Here is a 15,845-nt window from a genome sequence, read left to right as displayed (position 1 = left end):
CCGCCGACCACGTCATCACCAAACGCGCCACCGCCGACCGCCCGCCGCGCCGCCGACCGTCCGCCGCGCCGCGCGCCGTCCCCGGGTGTTCCTGCCCGGCGGACAGTGCGCGGCGCGGTCCGGGCCCGCACCGGTGGGTCGCCCGGAGCAGGTCCCGCCCGCACCCCGCCGATCACCTTCCCGCTCCCCTCCCGCTGCTTCTCGTGCCGCCGATTCGCGTACTGCCGACTCTCGCCCGACTGGTTCTCGCCCTGCGATCCGGCGTGAACGAGGCTGGAGACGACTGGAGGCGGCTGGACGTGTGAGGGCAGCGCCGGAGCGGACCACCGGTCAATGGTTCGGACCAATTCGACGCGGCGCGGCGTACCCGTGACGTAGATCCACTGATCGGGCATACTCAACGCGCCACAGCCGGTATCGAGGTCCTTCCGTGACCCGGAAGGGCAGCGCCGGTCCCGGCGGAGACACTGGCGAAGCGCGCCCACACCCTGTGCGCGCGACGCCGCAGCGCCCGACAAGGAGGAGAGCGCCGCCATGCCCGACAGCGCCCCGCAGACGGTGGACCGTGACCTACCCACCGATGAGTCCCGGCAACTGATCGCTCTGGTCCGCGATATCGCCCAGCGGGAGATCGCTCCCCATGCGGGCGAGGAGGAGGAGTCGGGGCACTTCCCCCGTCAGCTCTTCACCCTCCTGTCCAAGTCCGGACTGCTCGGCCTGCCCTATGCCGCGAGCCACGGTGGCGCCGACCAGCCCTACGAGGTCTATCTCCAGGTCCTTGAGGAACTCGCCGCCGCCCGGCTCACCGTGGGTCTCGGCGTCAGCGTCCACACCCTCGCCTGCCATGCACTGGCTGGATACGGGACCGAGGAGCAGCTCGCCGAGTGGCTGCCCGCCATGCTCGGCGGCGGACTTCTGGGCGCGTACTGCCTCTCCGAACCCTCTTCCGGCTCGGACGCTGCCTCCCTGCGGACCAGGGCGGTCCGCGACGGCGACGACTGGGTGATCACCGGTACCAAGGCGTGGATCACGCATGGCGGGATCGCCGACTTCTACACCGTGCTCGCCCGTACCGGCAGTGAGGGATCCCGGGGGATCACGGCGTTCCTCGTGCCCGGTGACGCCGAGGGACTGAACGCCGCTGCACCGGAGAAGAAGATGGGGATGAAGGGCTCGCCCACCGCCCAGCTCCACTTCGACGGCGTACGCGTCCCCGACGGCCGCCGCCTCGGGGAGCAGGGTCAGGGCTTCGCCATCGCGCTCTCCGCCCTGGACTCCGGCCGCCTCGGCATAGCGGCCTGCGCCATTGGTATCGCCCAGGCGGCCCTTGACGAGGCGCTCTCGTACGCCACCGGGCGGCGGCAGTTCGGCCGGCCCGTCAGTGACTTCCAGGGCCTGCGCTTCATGCTCGCCGACATGGCCACCAGGATCGAGGCGGGCCGGGCGCTCTATCTCGCCGCCGCCCGGCTGCGTGACGCCGGACGGCCCTTCTCCCGACAGGCCGCGATGGCCAAACTGTTCTGCACGGACGCGGCGATGGCCGTCACGACGGACGCCGTCCAGGTGCTCGGCGGGTACGGCTACACGGCGGACTTCCCCGTGGAGCGGTACATGCGCGAGGCCAAGGCGCTACAGATCGTCGAGGGGACCAACCAGATCCAGCGGATGGTCATCGCCCGCCATCTCGCCGGCCCGGAGGGCGGCGTCACCCGCTGACGCGGCGGGCCCTGTGACGGTCCATCAAGGAAGATGGCTGCCGGACGGTGTTGACCACACTGTTCCGGTGATTCGGGTACGCGGCGCGGCGGCCGGGAGGAGCGCCCCGCGCCGCCGTGCCGACCGCGCGCGGCCACCGGACCGCCGTGGCCCAGGCAGTGGGCCGGGGGGCGGTTGTCCACAGGACGGGGGGACTGTCAGTGGGTGCTTCTAATGTTCTCGGCAGTGGGAACCGGAGGGACGAGCTGCCGGTTCTGTCCGGGAGGGATCTGCCATGGCACATGCGACGACGTATCTGGAGCTGTCACAGGACGGCGAGGGAGCGCACAAGTTCTACGAGGTGACCGTCGACGACACGGTCGTCTCGGTGCGTTACGGGCGGATCGGCGCCGACGGGCAGTCGCAGGTCTCGTCCTTCCCGACCGCGGAGAAGGCGCAGAGCGCGGCGGCGAAGAAGATAGGCGAGAAGGTCCGCAAGGGATATGCGCCCGCCGTGCGGGGGCAGCGGGCGGCCCGCGCGGTGACCCGCCGTCAGGTGACGTCGGCGCCGTCGACGGCCGGGTCGGTTGCCCCGGTGCTGTGGCGGTTCCGGACGGGCTCGGCGGCGTTCGGCATCCATGTGGACGACGACCGCTGCTGGGTGGGAAACCAGGCGGGCGATGTGTACACCCTGAGCCACGGCGGCGAGGTGCTCGCCCGCTACGCACTCCCCGACGGCGTGAAATGCCTCGTCGCGGATGACTTCTGGATCTATGCGGGATGTGACGACGGCACGGTGTACGACCTGTCGTCGAAGCTCCCCTTCGGGGCGTACGACATCGCCGCTGACGTGGACATCTTCTGGCTGGACATCCGGGAGGGCGTGCTCCATGTGGCCGATGCCCAGGGCGGGCTGACGGTCATCGACCACGAGGACGAGTACCAGTGGGCGCGGAAGTCGGCCGGCCGCCAGGCGTGGATGGTGCGGGCTGACGAGCGGGGGGTGTACCACGGCCACCAGAAGGGGGTGACGGCCTACGCTCCCGACGGCGGCGGGGAGCTGTGGCACACCCCGACGACGGGGGCGGTGCTGTTCGGCTGGCAGGAGGACGACTCCGTCTACGCGGGCACCGCCCGCCATGTGGTGCAGCGGATGTCGAAGTCGACGGGTGTGGTCGAGGCCACCTACCGCTGTGACACCGCGGTCTACTCGTGCGCGACCGCGCCGGGCGGCTCCTATGTCTTCGCGGGTGACTCGTCGTCCTCGGTGTACTGCTTCGACGCGGCGGGCAATCGGCTCTGGAAGCTGAGCACGGGCGGTGGTTCGGCCCTGTCCATGCAGTATCTGGACGAGCGGCTCTACCTGGTGACCACCGACGGCTCGCTGGTCTGTGTGAACGCGAGCGATGAGGCGATAGCTGCGGCCCAGCGCGGCTCGGTACCGGTGGCCCGTGACATCAAGTCGGCTGCCGCGCTGCCCACGTACACCCCGGCGGCCGCGCCGAACCAGGTGGTGTCGGTGGTGACGGCGCCCGCTGGCGGTGTGGTGGTGGAGTGCGTCCAGGACGGCGGCCGGGTGCGGGTGCACGTGGTGTCGGAGGGCTATGACTCCTCGTGGAACGTCCAGTTCCCGCGCGGCATACGGGAGGTGGGCGCGCGGTACGTGGTCGACACCCTGCACCCGTCGTCGGGCGGGTTCTACCGGGTGCGCGGCGAGATACGTCGACTCGTCTGAGGCGACGGCCCCGGCCGGGCCCGAGGTGGCGGGTCACCGCTCCGGAGCGCGGGGTCTCCGTGCCGCCCCCGGCTCGGCCGTCGCGCTGGACCGCCCGGCCCGGTGCCGGCTGGGGGTGCTCCGGGCCGGACGCCCGGATGCTTCTCGCGCGCGGTGTTCCCGCTGGCGGTTCGTGCACGCGTTGTGTCAGCCGGCCCGGGGCGTGGCGCCCCCGGGCCGGGGCCGGCTTCGTACGGGCGGGTGCGTCCGGCCCGAGACCGGCGCCGTCGCGCCCGCCTGGTCACCGTCGCGCCTGCCTGGTCACCGGAGCGACACTGCGCGGGCCTTTGACGCCGCGCGGGCCGCGCCGAGGCCATCGGGACGAGTATGTCCGGCGTCGCCGCCTTGCACGAGTAGTGGGTCACCAGTAGTGGCGTCGTCCGCCGACCGCGTGACCCAGGGCGCCGAGGGCCCAGAGCACGATGCCGATCGCGACGAGAATGATCCCGATGGTCCACAGAATGCCGATGCCGGCCACCAGGCCGATGACCAGCAGGATGACTCCGAGGATGATCATGGTGCCTCCGATCACGGAGCGGCCCCCTCTTTGAGGGTCCCCGAACACAAGCTCGACAAAACCCCCAAAGCGATTGATAGCGCTCAGATCGCTTGCGATCGGCGTCGGCGGTGCGGGCCTCTCCGGTGCAGGCGGGTGCTTCGGTGCCCTCCGCCACCGGCCCGCGGACCGGCCGCGGACCCGCCCCTGCCGGGAATCCAGCCGGATCCGGTCGCCGCTGTCTCCGGGGGCTGCCCGTGCCGCTGTCCCTGTGGGCTGCCCGTGGGGACCGGTCGCCGGACCGTCCGGCGTGAGCGTGGCCGTTCTGGGGTCCGCGGAGGCATCCGGGTCCGGAGTCCCCCGCCCGCCGGGGGGTGCGTCTGGACGGGCCGTGCCGCGGTGGGGATCCTCGGGGTGAGGTGGGGTGGGCGCACCGGCTGTGCCCCCCCGGCGATCGGAGAGGACCGCCACGGCCTACCCGTACACCGGTGAGGGCGCCGTCGACCCCGGCCGAGCTCGCACGCCTGCGCCACGCCCAGTACGTGGCGACGCTCCGTACGACGATGGATGCCCCGAAGTTCGACGTTCTGATGCAGGCGATCGATCTGTATCTGAAGGCCGGTGGTGGCCGGGTGAGGTTGCGGATGGACCCGAAGGGGCAGGCGCTGTTCACCACGGACGTGCGGCAGGGAACTGCTCACCCCGCTGGGACTGCTCGGCGCGATGAGCCCGGGCCACGAGGACCGGGCCGAGCATGTCGTGGCGCTCGGTGATGGCGAGTACGCGAAGGGTGCGCTGGCCCTGGTCCCGCCCGAGGTCGCCGGCGATCCGGCCGAACTGCGCGCCATGCTCGACAGGCTCGACGCGCGGCACCGTCGGTACCACGGTGATCGACAGGAGGTCGAGGACATCGCCAGGGCGAGTGGGATGGTCACCGGCGAACCGGACCCGCCCGAGCGGGAGGAGGGAGCTTTCCCGGGCTCCGACGGGGCGCGGAGGGGCTCTGGAGGGATCAGGTGGGCACACGCCGGACCGTCGGCGAAGGGAACGGGTCCGGACGCGTACCAGAAGCGCGGAGGGTGGTGTCAGGCGGCGCGGTCACGCATCGGGGGGACGCGCAGTGGGCGCGAGCCCGGACCGCCCACGTGGGAGAACGGCTGCATCCGCCAGTCGAGCCCCTGAGGCAGCGTCAGCAGTAGTCCCACTTCCTGCTCCTGGACCTCCAGCGTCTCGTCGGCGGGCGGGGCCTGCGCGGCGGCCCGGCCGGTCCCCGCGCACACGGTGAGGCCGAACGGATTCCACGGGGTGGGGCACAGCGCGTGCTCCGGCAGGGCGTCCTCGTCGGCCAGTAGCGCGATGGGCTGTGCACAGTCCGGGCAGATGACTCGGTACATCTCGAAGGTGTCGTACTCGTCGAGCTCGTCCAACTCGGCCGGGTCGGCCGGATCGAGAGGCTCCGATTCGGCGCGACCGATGTTTCTGACACTCTGCATGGGATCTCCCCCTCTGGTGGGCCAACCAGGCACATGTGGCCCCGACCACAGCAAGCACTTCCCCTCGCGATTGGTGGGTAACCATCCGGTCACGGGGGAGCGCGACTCCGTGGTGTGGCGTTCGTCACATGCCGGCCGCAGATGCCCCCATGACGGGCGGATGGCTGTGCCGGAGGCGACCTGGGCAATTAAGTTGATCCGCATGGAGGAGCTGGATCGTCAGATTGTTGAATCGCTCGTCAAGGACGGCCGTATGAGCTACACCGACCTGGGCAAGGCCACCGGCCTGTCCACCTCGGCGGTGCATCAGCGCGTCCGTCGACTGGAACAGCGCGGAGTCATTCGTGGCTACGCCGCTGTCGTCGACCCCGAGGCGGTCGGGCTGCCGATCACCGCGTTCATCTCGGTCAAGCCCTTCGACCCCAGCGCCCCCGACGACATCTCGGACCGGCTGGCCGAGGTGCCCGAGATCGAGGCGTGCCACAGCGTCGCCGGTGACGAGAACTACATCCTCAAGGTGCGGGTGGCCACCCCGCTGGAGCTGGAACACCTGCTCACCCGCATCCGTTCGCTGGCCGGTGTCTCCACCCGCACCACGGTCGTCCTCTCCACCCCCTACGAGGCCCGCCCGCCGCGCATCTGAGCCGCCCTCCGGCCACTTGACCCGCTCCCGGCCCCCGCGCGCTCCGTAACGCCGCCACGGGCCAGCGGGGCCGCGCCTCTCCGTGCTCCCGTGCTCCCGTGCCCTCGTGGTTCCGGTCCCTCCCGGGTCCTCTGTGGTCGGGGCCGCCCGCCGACCGTCCGGGGCGGTCCCTAGGCTGGTGCCATGACCGAGAGCACCGCCCCCCACGGCGAACACCGCACCACGCTGCTCCGCCGTGGCGAAGTCCACAGCCCGGCCGACCCCTTCGCCACGGCGATGGTCGTCGAACGAGGGCATATCGCCTGGGTGGGCTCCGAAGGAGCGGCCGACGCCTTCGCCGACGGAGTCGACGAGATCGTCGATCTCGACGGTGCCCTCGTCACCCCCGCGTTCACCGACGCACATGTGCACACCACCGCGACCGGCCTCGCCCTCACCGGCCTCGACCTGTCCGCCGCGCCCACCCTCGCCGACGCCCTCCGTCTCGTACGGGAACACAGCGCCGCGCACCCCGGGGGCCAGATCCTCATCGGCCATGGCTGGGACGCCATCCGCTGGCCCGAGGGCCGGCACCCCACGCGCGTCGAACTCGACGAGGCGAGCGGTGGCCGCCCGCTCTATCTGACCCGGATCGATGTCCACTCGGCCGTGGTCACCACCGCGCTGCTCGACCTCGTTCCCGGCGTCACCGAACTGGCCGGATACCACCCCGAAGCGCCGCTCACCGCCGCCGCCCACCACGCCGTACGGGCCGCGGCCCACGCCGCCGTCACCCCGGCCCAGCGCGATGCGGCCCAGCGTGCGGCCCTCGACCGGGCCGCGTCCGTCGGGATCGGCACCGTCCACGAGTGCGCGGGTCCCGACATCTCCGACGAGGACGATTTCACCGCCCTGCTGGCGCTCGCCGCCTCCCGCCCGGGGCCGCGGGTGGTCGGCTACTGGGCCGAGCGGATCGCGGACGCGAAGGGTGCGCGGCGGATCCGTGAACTCGGCGCGGTGGGCGCCGCGGGCGATCTCTTCGTGGACGGCTCCCTCGGCTCCCACACCGCCTGCCTGCACGAGCCGTACGCCGACGCCGCGCACACCGGGAGCGCGCACCTCGACGCGGCGGCCGTCGCCGTCCATGTCGCCGCCTGCACCGAGGCCGGCCTCCAGGCAGGGTTCCACGCCATCGGGGACGCCGCCCTCAGTACCGTCGTCGCCGGGATCAGGGCCGCCGCCGAAACCCTCGGCCTCGCCCGGGTGCGCGCCGCCCGCCACCGGATCGAGCACGCCGAGATGCTCACCCCCGAGACCGTGGCCGCCTTCGCCGAACTCGGCCTCACCGCTTCCGTCCAGCCCGCCTTCGACGCGGCCTGGGGCGGCGACGAGGGCATGTACGCGCGTCGGCTGGGCGTCGAGCGGGCCCGCACCCTCAATCCGTACGCCGCGCTGCTGCGCGCCGGGGTGCCGCTGGCGTTCGGCTCCGACAGCCCGGTGACCCCGCTCGATCCCTGGGGCACGGTCCGGGCCGCGGCCTTCCACCGCACCCCCGAACACCGGGTGTCCGTGCGCGCCGCCTTCACCGCGCACACGCGCGGCGGCTGGCGGGCGGTCGGCCGGGACGACGCGGGTGTCCTGGTGCCCGGCGCCCCCGCCGACTACGCGCTCTGGCAGACCGGGCATCTCGTCGTCCAGGCCCCCGACGACCGGGTCGCCCGCTGGTCCACCGATCCGCGTTCCGGCACCCCCGGGCTGCCCGATCTCTCGCCGGGAAGCGAACTGCCCGTCTGCCTGCAGACGGTCGTCCAGGGACAAACCACCTGGACAAACCACCTGTGAGCGGCTGAATGAGTGACGTACGGACATTTCGTACCGCCGATCGTCACTCGGGGTGCTCGGCCGCGACCTGCGGATCTTTCTCGGTGGACCGGCCGAATTGGGCAAACCGCGCAGATCGCACGACTGTTGACACGGAGCGCCCGCCAGCGGGTAGGTTCGGCCGAGTCCACCACGGACGTCCGACCGGCAGACCTTCACGCAGTCATCGAACGCCGCTGGGCCATGGGGCAGTGCACCGCACCGGGGCACGGCCGCTGGGAGCCAGGTCCAGTGCCCGCGCCTCGGGGGCGAGGGAAGGTTTCAGCCGGCCGGAAGGTGCGACCCGGATGGGGTCCGGCGTTCAGTAGACAACGGCTCTCGGTCGATCCGCAGCCAGCGGGTCCCAGGTCGGCCCGAAGGACGCCGGGCTCCGATCCGCACCTCTGGTCCGTCGCGAGTGGCCCTTCCGAGGCCCCGGCGCCCCGGTGCCCCCCGACACCCCAGGTCCGTGCCGTGACGGACAGGTGCGCCACGCTCGCTATGGTGGGGTTCTGTGCACGGAGATTAAGGGGCAGCAGTGAACGACGGCGCTAGGATCGGCGAGGCCCAGGAGAATCGGTACGGGCCACTCGGCAGATCCTTGGTGATCATTCCGACCTATAACGAGGCGGAGAACATCAAGTCGATCGTCTCCCGGGTCCGGGCCGCCGTGCCCGATGCCGATGTCCTCGTCGCCGACGACAACAGCCCTGACGGCACCGGCAAGCTCGCCGACGAGCTGGCGGGCCAGGACGAGCGGGTGCGGGTGCTGCACCGCAAGGGCAAGGAGGGGCTGGGCGCCGCCTATCTCGCGGGCTTCGCCTGGGGTCTGGAGCGCGACTACGGCGTCCTCATCGAGATGGACGCCGACGGCTCCCACCAGCCCGAGGAGCTGCCCCGGCTGCTGACCGCGCTCAAGGGCGCCGACCTCGTCCTGGGCTCCCGCTGGGTCCCCGGTGGCCGGGTGGTCAACTGGCCCAAGTACCGCGAGTTCATCTCCCGCGGCGGCAGTACGTACTCCCGGCTGTTCCTCGGCCTCGCGATCCGGGACGTCACCGGTGGCTTCCGCGCCTTCCGCGCGGAGACCCTCCGGGGGCTCGGTCTGGGCGAGGTCAGCTCCCAGGGCTACTGCTTCCAGGTCGATCTGGCGCGGCGCGCCGTCGCGGCGGGTTACCAGGTCGTGGAGGTCCCCATCACGTTCGTCGAGCGCGAACTCGGCGACTCCAAGATGAACCGGGACATCGCCGTCGAGGCGCTGTGGCGGGTGGCGGGCTGGGGGATCTCGGACCGGGCGAACCGCATCCGGGGCCGCTCGACTCCCTGACGGCCCGCTGAGGCCCTCCTGGCGCGCCTCCACGCCCCTGGGGGCCCCGCGCCGGGGGGCCGGGTGCACTTCCCGCCGTTGCGGCCCGTCCGGCCCCGGGGCGTAACGATCCTTCCGGCCACCCCCTCACGCCGCTTCGCCGGTCGCCCAGGCACACTGGGAACATGACGACCGGCGCCATGCCCCCCACAGTCAATCCCCAGCGCTCCCGTGCTCGGAAGCTCGTTCCTCTGGGCTTCGCGGCCTGGTTGGTCCTGGAGATCTGGCTGCTGACCCTGGTCGCCGGTGCGGCCGGGTCACTGACCGTTCTCGCCCTCCTCATCGGCGGTGCCGTACTCGGTGGCGCCGTCATCAAGCGTGCGGGACGCCGGGCCTTCCGCACACTGACGGAGACCCTCCAGCAACAGCAGAGCGGCCGGGAGCCGGCGGCACCGGCCGGCAGCACCGGCAACGGCTTCCTGATGCTCGGCGGATTGTTGATCATGCTGCCCGGGCTGATCTCCGACGCGGTGGGCCTCGCCCTGCTGGTGCCGCCCGTCCGCCGAGCGCTCGGGCGGTACGCGGAGCGCTCGCTGGAACGCCGGATGCGGGCGGCGGGTGCCGGGGGGCTCGGCGACGCCTTCCAGCAGGCCCGGATGCACCGTCCGGACGGAAAGGTCGTCCAGGGCGAGGTCATCCGAGAGGACGGCCCTTCGGACCGCACCCGTGAGGACGAGGGCCCGCGACCGCCGCTGACCCCCTGAGCCCGCGCTGAGACCTCCCGGGCCGCGCGGTTACCTCCGGGGCCCGCGTTGAGACTTCTTCAGCCCGCGCGGACTCTCTGAGCCCGCGCTGAGATCTCCCGGGCCGCGCGGTTACCTCCGGGGCCCGCGCTGAGACTTCCTCAGCACGCGCCGACTTCCTCAGCCCGCGCTGTCCCCCTGAGCCTGCTGGCCTCCCGGGGTCGCGCTGGCCCTCGGGGTCGCGCTGGCCTCCTGGGTGGCCCCGCGCTGGCCGCGTGCTGCTCGCGCTAAGCCCGCTGGCCCCCTGAGCCCGCTGGCCCCCTGAGCCCGCTGGCCCCCTGGGGCCGCGTTGACCTCCTGGGCGGGCCCGTTGGCCTCCTGGCCCGCGCTGCCCCCTGGGCCCGCGCGGTTACCTCCCGGGCCCGCTGACTTCCTGGCGGGCCCGCTGCTGCCTGAGTCACTCTGCCCCGGCCGGGGCGCTTGTCGCCGTCCGCCGCCTCCGTGCCGGAGGCGGGTGAGTACCCCGGCGCGGACGCGACGTCTCCGCCGAATGAGCCGCCCATTTCCTGGCGGACCCCCTGGCGGCGGACGACAAAAAGCCGCGGGCCGTGTCACACACTCGGTGTGACACGGCCCGCGGCTCGTGTTGCGGTTGTCGTGCCCGAAGTCGCTTACGCGGACTTCCGGCTGTCGCGCGGATGCACGGCGATGTTCATGGCGCCGGAGCGCAGGACCGCCAGCCTTTCGGCCAGCACTTCCTCCAGCTCCTCGCGGGTACGCCGCTCCATGAGCATGTCCCAGTGCGTCCTCGCAGGCTTGCCCTTCTTCTCCTCGGGGCCGTCGCCGTCCACCAGGAGTGCCTGGGCGCCGCACGCCTTGCACTCCCACTCCGGCGGAATTTCCGCCTCTACCGAGAACGGCATCTCAAAACGATGTCCGTTCTGGCATGCGTACTCCACCGCCTGGCGCGGGGCCAGATCGATGCCGCGGTCCGTCTCGTAGCTGGTAACCACGAGTCGCGTGCCGCGGAGAGCTCGCTCACTCATGAATCGTGCCTCCCGGGCTTGTCGCCCACAGGACAGGTGTCGCTGTCGTCGTCATCCGGTCAACGTCCGGTCGGTCGTAATGATTCCCGGTCCGGATCGTGCGTCGCCCGTCGTGCCGCTGCTTTCCCATAGGTTGGGGTACCCACCAGTGCCCGGTTTGTCACATCTGACAGAAAGTGTCACCCAGTGATTCCACTTCCCCGGTGCGCAGTAACGGTCCGCCTGGCAGGCCAAACGCGTACACTACCGCCCTTTCACTTCAACGTCTAAATCCGTTCCGGGGTCGGATTGTCCTCGGCCGCCGCCGTTCGTCGTACGCGTACCCGCCTGGGTGACGGGGAACCGGGCTGGTGAAGATCACCGGGAGATGGCCGTGCCCTCGACCCGCCCGCCGGATTCCCGGGCGGGTCCACCGCCGCCCCGGCCGGCTCCTTCTTCTTCCCCTTCACCTTCCCTTGTGACGGCCGTGAACCCGGGTTCCGCGGTCGTGGGTCCGGATTCACGACCGGGGGACCCTGGCCCGGATTCCGCGACGGCGGCCGCGGGGCCGGGCTCCGCGACGGCGAAGACCCGTAGGAACATCTGTGCGAGTGGCCCGATCGCCAGGGCGTACGCGACCGTGCCGACACCCACCGAACCGCCCAGCGCGAAGCCGGTGGCCACCACCGCCGCTTCCAGTCCGGTGCGCACCAGCCGGATGGAGCGCCCCGTGACCCGGTGCAGACCGGTCATCAGCCCGTCACGGGGCCCCGGGCCGAAGCGCGCCGCGATGTACAGCCCGGTCGCGGTCCCGTTGAGCACGATGCCCGCGATCAGTACGGGTATCTGCACCAGCAGCCCCCGTACCTCCGGAACCAGCGCCAGCGTGGCGTCCATCGCCACGCCGATGACAAGGACGTTCGAGACGGTGCCGAGGCCCGGTCGCTGGCGGATCGGAATCCACAGCAGCAGCACCAGCGCGCCGACGACGGTCGTCACCACCCCCATCGTCAGCCCGGTCAGCTCGGACAGTCCCTGGTGCAACACCCCCCAGGGTTCCAGGCCGAGGCCGGCGCGCACGATCAGCGCCGCGCTCACCCCGTACAGCGCGAGCCCCACGTAGAGCTGGAGCAGTCTGCGGGTGAGCCGGGTGGACCCTCGTGACACGTGAGTGGACACGCGCGTGCTCCCTATGGTGGTGGTGGACTGGTCCATGACACTCTGTGGCCATGGAACGGATGTCAACCATGGCCAATCCAAGGAAGGTGGACTGATTTCCATGACGCAGTGGACTTCGGCGGTGGGTGCGTCACAGCTCGCCCGCCAGCTCACCTCCCAGCAGTCCCGCCCGGCCGGCGCCGGCACCCGCAGGCCCCCGGCCTACCGCGCGCTCGCCGACGGCGTCCGGCTGCTCGTCCTCGAAGGCCGGGTGCCGGTCGCCGCCCGGCTCCCCGCGGAGCGGGAACTCGCCCTCGCGCTCTCCGTCAGCCGGACCACCGTCGCCGCGGCCTATGAGGCCCTGCGCTCCGAGGGGTTCCTCGAATCCCGTCGCGGGGCGGGGAGCTGGACCGCCGTGCCGGCCGGGAACCCCCTCCCCGCGCGGGGGCTGGAGCCGCTGCCTCCGGAGTCCGTCGGATCCATGATCGACCTCGGCTGCGCCTCGCTGCCCGCGCCCGAGCCCTGGTTGACCCGCGGCGTCCAGGGGGCGCTGGAGGAACTGCCGCCGTACGCCCACACCCACGGCGACTACCCGGCCGGCATCCCCGCGCTGCGCCAGATGCTCGCCGACCGCTACACCGACCGCGGCATCCCCACCATGCCGGAACAGATCATGGTCACCACCGGGGCGATGGGGGCCATGGACGCCATCTGCCATCTCTTCGCCGGGCGCGGCGAGCGGATCGCCGTCGAGTCCCCTTCGTACGCCAACATTCTTCAACTGATGCGGGAGGCGGGTGCCCGGCTGGTGCCGGTCGCCATGGCGGAGGGGCTGGGCGGCTGGGACCTGCCGCGTTGGCGGCAGGTGCTCCGGGACGCGGCGCCCCGGCTGGCCTATGTCGTCGCGGACTTCCACAACCCCACCGGCGCGCTCACGGACGAGGAGCAGCGCCGTGGGTTGGTGGACGCCGCCCGGTCGGCCGGTACGGTCCTCGTCGTCGACGAGACCATGTCGGAGCTGCGGTTGGACGACGGGATCGAGATGCCCCGGCCCGTCTGCGCCTTCGATCCGGCGGGCAGCACCGTCCTCACCGTCGGGTCGGCCAGCAAGGCGTTCTGGGCCGGGATGCGGATCGGCTGGGTGCGCGCGGCCCCCGATGTGATCCGCTCGCTGGTCGCCGCCCGCGCCTACGCCGACCTCGGTACTCCCGTTCTGGAGCAGCTCGCGATCCACTGGCTGATGCGCACCGGGAGCTGGGAGGAGGCCGTCCGGATCCGGCGCACCCAGGCCCGGGAGAACCGCGACGCGCTGGTGACAGCGGTGCGGCGGGAGCTGCCGGAGTGGGAGTTCGAGATCCCCGGCGGGGGGCTCACGCTCTGGGTGCGGACCGGGGGCCTCTCCGGTTCCCGGCTGGCCGAGGTGGGCGAGCGGGTGGGGGTGCGGGTGCCGTCCGGCCCGCGCTTCGGGGTCGACGGGGCCTTCGAGGGCTTCGTACGGCTGCCGTTCACGGTCGGCGGTCCGGTCGCCGACGAGGCGGCGGTACGGCTGGCCGCCGCCGCGCGACTGGTGGAGAAGGGCGCGACGACGGGCGCCGAGGCGCCGAGGACCTTCGTCGCCTGATCGTCCGCCGCGGGGCCGGTCCGCCCGGTCACCTGCCCGGGTCCGGTCCGCCCGGTCATCCGCCCGGGGTCGGTCCGGTCCCTTCCGGGGCTGGTGGCGCGGTCAGCCCTCGGCCGGTACGGGGGCGGGCCGCCGCTCCGGCGTGCCGTCGCCCGGCTGCCCCCCGGCCGCGCCCGCGGCGTCCGGCCCTCCGGCGCCCTGCGGCTCCGGCAGCAGTTCCAGCACCGCCCGCCGCTGGGCCTCGCTCGTCGCTTCGTCGTACGGGTCGGGGGTCGCCGGCACCTGGAGTCGGAGCACCGGCCCGGCGCCGAGTCGGGCGTAACCGCGCCCCGGCGGGACGTCCGGGGTCGGTGTGGTGTGGGGGGCCGTCCCGAGCACGGCCTCGACCCGGTCGAAGGTGGCGGGCCCGAGCACCACCCGGGCGCGGGTGTGCGCCCGTACGGCGTCGGAGAGCGTGTCCAGGCTGTCGTACTGCTCGGCCACCACCACGGTCACCTGTGCGGCCCGGCCGTGGCGCAACGGCACCCGGAGCAACTCCTGTGGGTCGGTGTGCCCGTCCGCGGCGGCCAGATGACCGAAGACGCCCGGCCGGTCCACCAGGATCCAGAGCGGTCGCCGGGTGTCATCGGGGGCCTGACGCCCCGCCTGGCGGGCCCGGTTCGCGGCGATCAGCCGCCGCTCGGTCTCGTGCGCCGCCCACTCCAGGCTGCTCAGCGCCCCGGCCAGAGCGCATTCGACGGCCAGCACGCCCGACCGCCCGGTCAGGCTCGCGTACTCGCCGGTCCCGCTGCCCTCCACGATCAGCACGTCTCCGTGCTGGAGCGCCTGGAGGGCGATCGACCGCAGCAGGGTGGTGGTGCCGCTGCCGGGCTCGCCGACGGCGAGCAGATGCGGCTCGGTGGAGCGGGGGCCGGTGCGCCAGATCACCGGGGGCGCGTCCCAGGTCTCCGCGCCGTCGGTCACGGGTACGGTGCGCTGCACCGCGCCCGCGTCGGTGAAGCCCAGCACGGTCTCGCCGGGGACGGTGACGAAGCGTTGGGCGGCGATGGTGGTGGACAGCGCGGGAAGCACGCTCATCACGACCTGGTTCCCCTCCTCGTCCCAGGTGAAGCGGAGTTCACGGCCGCGGCCCGACTTGGCGTGCAGCAACTGCTCGATCCGGGCCCGGGACTCGACCTCGCCGTCGGTGAAGTACGCGGGGTACTTCACTCGCAGATCGGTCAGCCGCCCGTCGGTGTCGAACGCGTAGTCACTGAAGGCGTCGTTCCACCCGCCCCCGTGGGAGAAGAGCGGAGCGGGGTCGTCCGGGACCGAGAAGTACGGCACGAGGGCTTCGTACAGCGCCTGGAGCCGTGCGGCCTCCGCCTCGTCGGGACCGGTCCGTACGGGCGTGCGCACCCGTCCCCGCCAGGCAGCCGCGGCCATCGCCGAGATCAGGGCCAGCACGGGCCCGTACGGGATGAGCGCGGCTGCCATGACGCAGCCCGCCAGCAGGAGGAGCGCGGGACCACGCTTCTCCTTGGGGGTGGCGGCCCACTTCCGGCGGGCGTCGCCGGCCAGCAGCCGCAGACCACGGGTGACCGTGATCAGCGGATGGAGGACGTCCGTGGCGCTGTCGGCGGCCGTGCGCGCGATCTCCCGGCTCCGGGCGATCTGCGCGGTTCCGCTGCTCAGAATGCGGGGGAGTGGGCGCCGGGCCACGTCGGTCTCCTCTGGAAGGTTCTGTTGTCGCTGGTGTCGGGGCGGGGCCGGGTGGGTCGGGGTGGGTCGGCGGTGGTCAGAACTTGATCCCGCCCAGCAGGCTGGCGAGGCTCTGGCTGCCCGCCTTGATGCTGGGGGCGATGGCGGTGCCCGCGAGGAAGAAGCCGAAGAGTGCGGAGACGATCGCGTGCGAAGCCTTGAGGCCGTCTTTCCTGAAGAACAGGAAGACGATGATCGCGAGCAGGACCACGCCTGAGATGGACAGGATCATGAGGTTCTCCTGGGTGAGGGGACAGTCACCTTGAGTTCTTCCAGCCTCACCTGAAGTATCTATGCGATAAAAGGTGCAAATGA

At 72.2% G+C, this 15,845-nt stretch carries 14 protein-coding genes; 7 read left to right on the top strand and 7 right to left on the bottom strand.

Annotated features, from left to right (window positions below; all coding sequences use genetic code 11):
- The first annotated feature begins 534 nt into the window (after positions 1–534).
- Entirely contained in the window at positions 535–1,716 is a 1,182-nt protein-coding gene (locus ACH4S7_RS25400) for an acyl-CoA dehydrogenase family protein (protein WP_398523592.1), read from the top strand.
- 274 nt (positions 1,717–1,990) lie between these two features.
- Complete coding sequence (locus ACH4S7_RS25395; RefSeq protein ID WP_398523591.1) at positions 1,991–3,430, top strand: WGR domain-containing protein; 1,440 nt, start codon at positions 1,991–1,993, stop codon at positions 3,428–3,430.
- 400 nt (positions 3,431–3,830) lie between these two features.
- Here the strand turns inward: ACH4S7_RS25395 and ACH4S7_RS25390 are convergent, their stop codons facing one another.
- The 3 genes from ACH4S7_RS25390 to ACH4S7_RS25380 all read right to left on the bottom strand — a co-directional run bounded on the left by ACH4S7_RS25390 (position 3,831) and on the right by ACH4S7_RS25380 (position 5,458).
- Positions 3,831–3,986: a DUF6131 family protein gene (locus tag ACH4S7_RS25390; RefSeq protein WP_398523919.1), complete on the bottom strand. Its 156-nt coding sequence runs from the start codon at positions 3,984–3,986 to the stop codon at positions 3,831–3,833.
- Positions 3,987–4,634: 648 nt separating this feature from the next.
- Positions 4,635–4,850, bottom strand: coding sequence for a hypothetical protein (locus tag ACH4S7_RS25385; protein WP_398523590.1), 216 nt, complete (start codon positions 4,848–4,850; stop codon positions 4,635–4,637).
- 200 nt (positions 4,851–5,050) lie between these two features.
- Positions 5,051–5,458: a hypothetical protein gene (locus tag ACH4S7_RS25380; RefSeq protein ID WP_398523589.1), complete on the bottom strand. Its 408-nt coding sequence runs from the start codon at positions 5,456–5,458 to the stop codon at positions 5,051–5,053.
- A 202-nt stretch (positions 5,459–5,660) separates the two neighbouring features.
- On the opposite strand from ACH4S7_RS25380, the gene ACH4S7_RS25375 reads away from it, so the two are divergent.
- The 4 genes from ACH4S7_RS25375 to fxsA all read left to right on the top strand — a co-directional run bounded on the left by ACH4S7_RS25375 (position 5,661) and on the right by fxsA (position 10,007).
- Complete coding sequence (locus ACH4S7_RS25375; RefSeq protein ID WP_398523588.1) at positions 5,661–6,101, top strand: Lrp/AsnC family transcriptional regulator; 441 nt, start codon at positions 5,661–5,663, stop codon at positions 6,099–6,101.
- A 183-nt stretch (positions 6,102–6,284) separates the two neighbouring features.
- The gene (locus ACH4S7_RS25370; RefSeq protein ID WP_398523587.1) at positions 6,285–7,922 is read left to right on the top strand and encodes an amidohydrolase; all 1,638 of its coding nucleotides are present in this window, start codon (positions 6,285–6,287) and stop codon (positions 7,920–7,922) included.
- A gap of 556 nt (positions 7,923–8,478) precedes the next feature.
- A complete protein-coding gene (locus tag ACH4S7_RS25365; protein ID WP_398523586.1) occupies positions 8,479–9,264 on the top strand; it encodes a polyprenol monophosphomannose synthase in 786 nt (261 codons plus the stop codon).
- A 164-nt stretch (positions 9,265–9,428) separates the two neighbouring features.
- Complete coding sequence (gene fxsA, locus ACH4S7_RS25360; protein WP_398523585.1) at positions 9,429–10,007, top strand: FxsA family membrane protein; 579 nt, start codon at positions 9,429–9,431, stop codon at positions 10,005–10,007.
- Positions 10,008–10,657: 650 nt separating this feature from the next.
- Here fxsA and ACH4S7_RS25355 read toward each other — a convergent pair.
- Together ACH4S7_RS25355 and ACH4S7_RS25350 are read right to left on the bottom strand one after the other, a co-directional pair.
- Positions 10,658–11,032, bottom strand: a complete 375-nt coding sequence (locus ACH4S7_RS25355) for an RNA polymerase-binding protein RbpA (RefSeq protein WP_003959706.1) — start codon at positions 11,030–11,032, stop codon at positions 10,658–10,660.
- Positions 11,033–11,389: 357 nt separating this feature from the next.
- Positions 11,390–12,226 (bottom strand): YitT family protein, encoded by an 837-nt coding sequence (locus ACH4S7_RS25350; protein WP_398523584.1) that lies wholly within the window; start codon positions 12,224–12,226, stop codon positions 11,390–11,392.
- A gap of 64 nt (positions 12,227–12,290) precedes the next feature.
- Here ACH4S7_RS25350 and ACH4S7_RS25345 point away from each other — a divergent pair, with 64 nt between their 5' ends.
- On the top strand, positions 12,291–13,790 hold the full coding sequence (locus tag ACH4S7_RS25345) for a PLP-dependent aminotransferase family protein (protein ID WP_398523583.1): 1,500 nt from the start codon (positions 12,291–12,293) through the stop codon (positions 13,788–13,790).
- A 102-nt stretch (positions 13,791–13,892) separates the two neighbouring features.
- On the opposite strand, the gene ACH4S7_RS25340 is transcribed toward ACH4S7_RS25345, so the two are convergent.
- On the bottom strand, positions 13,893–15,491 hold the full coding sequence (locus ACH4S7_RS25340; RefSeq protein ID WP_398523582.1) for a hypothetical protein: 1,599 nt from the start codon (positions 15,489–15,491) through the stop codon (positions 13,893–13,895).
- Positions 15,492–15,567: 76 nt separating this feature from the next.
- Positions 15,568–15,762 (bottom strand): hypothetical protein, encoded by a 195-nt coding sequence (locus ACH4S7_RS25335; protein ID WP_398523581.1) that lies wholly within the window; start codon positions 15,760–15,762, stop codon positions 15,568–15,570.
- Between the last annotated feature and the right edge of the window lie 83 nt (positions 15,763–15,845).

The sequence above is a fragment of the Streptomyces sp. NPDC020965 genome, assembly GCF_044333555.1.
Lineage (GTDB): Bacteria > Actinomycetota > Actinomycetes > Streptomycetales > Streptomycetaceae > Streptomyces.
This window is presented reverse-complemented; position numbering and strand designations above follow the sequence as displayed.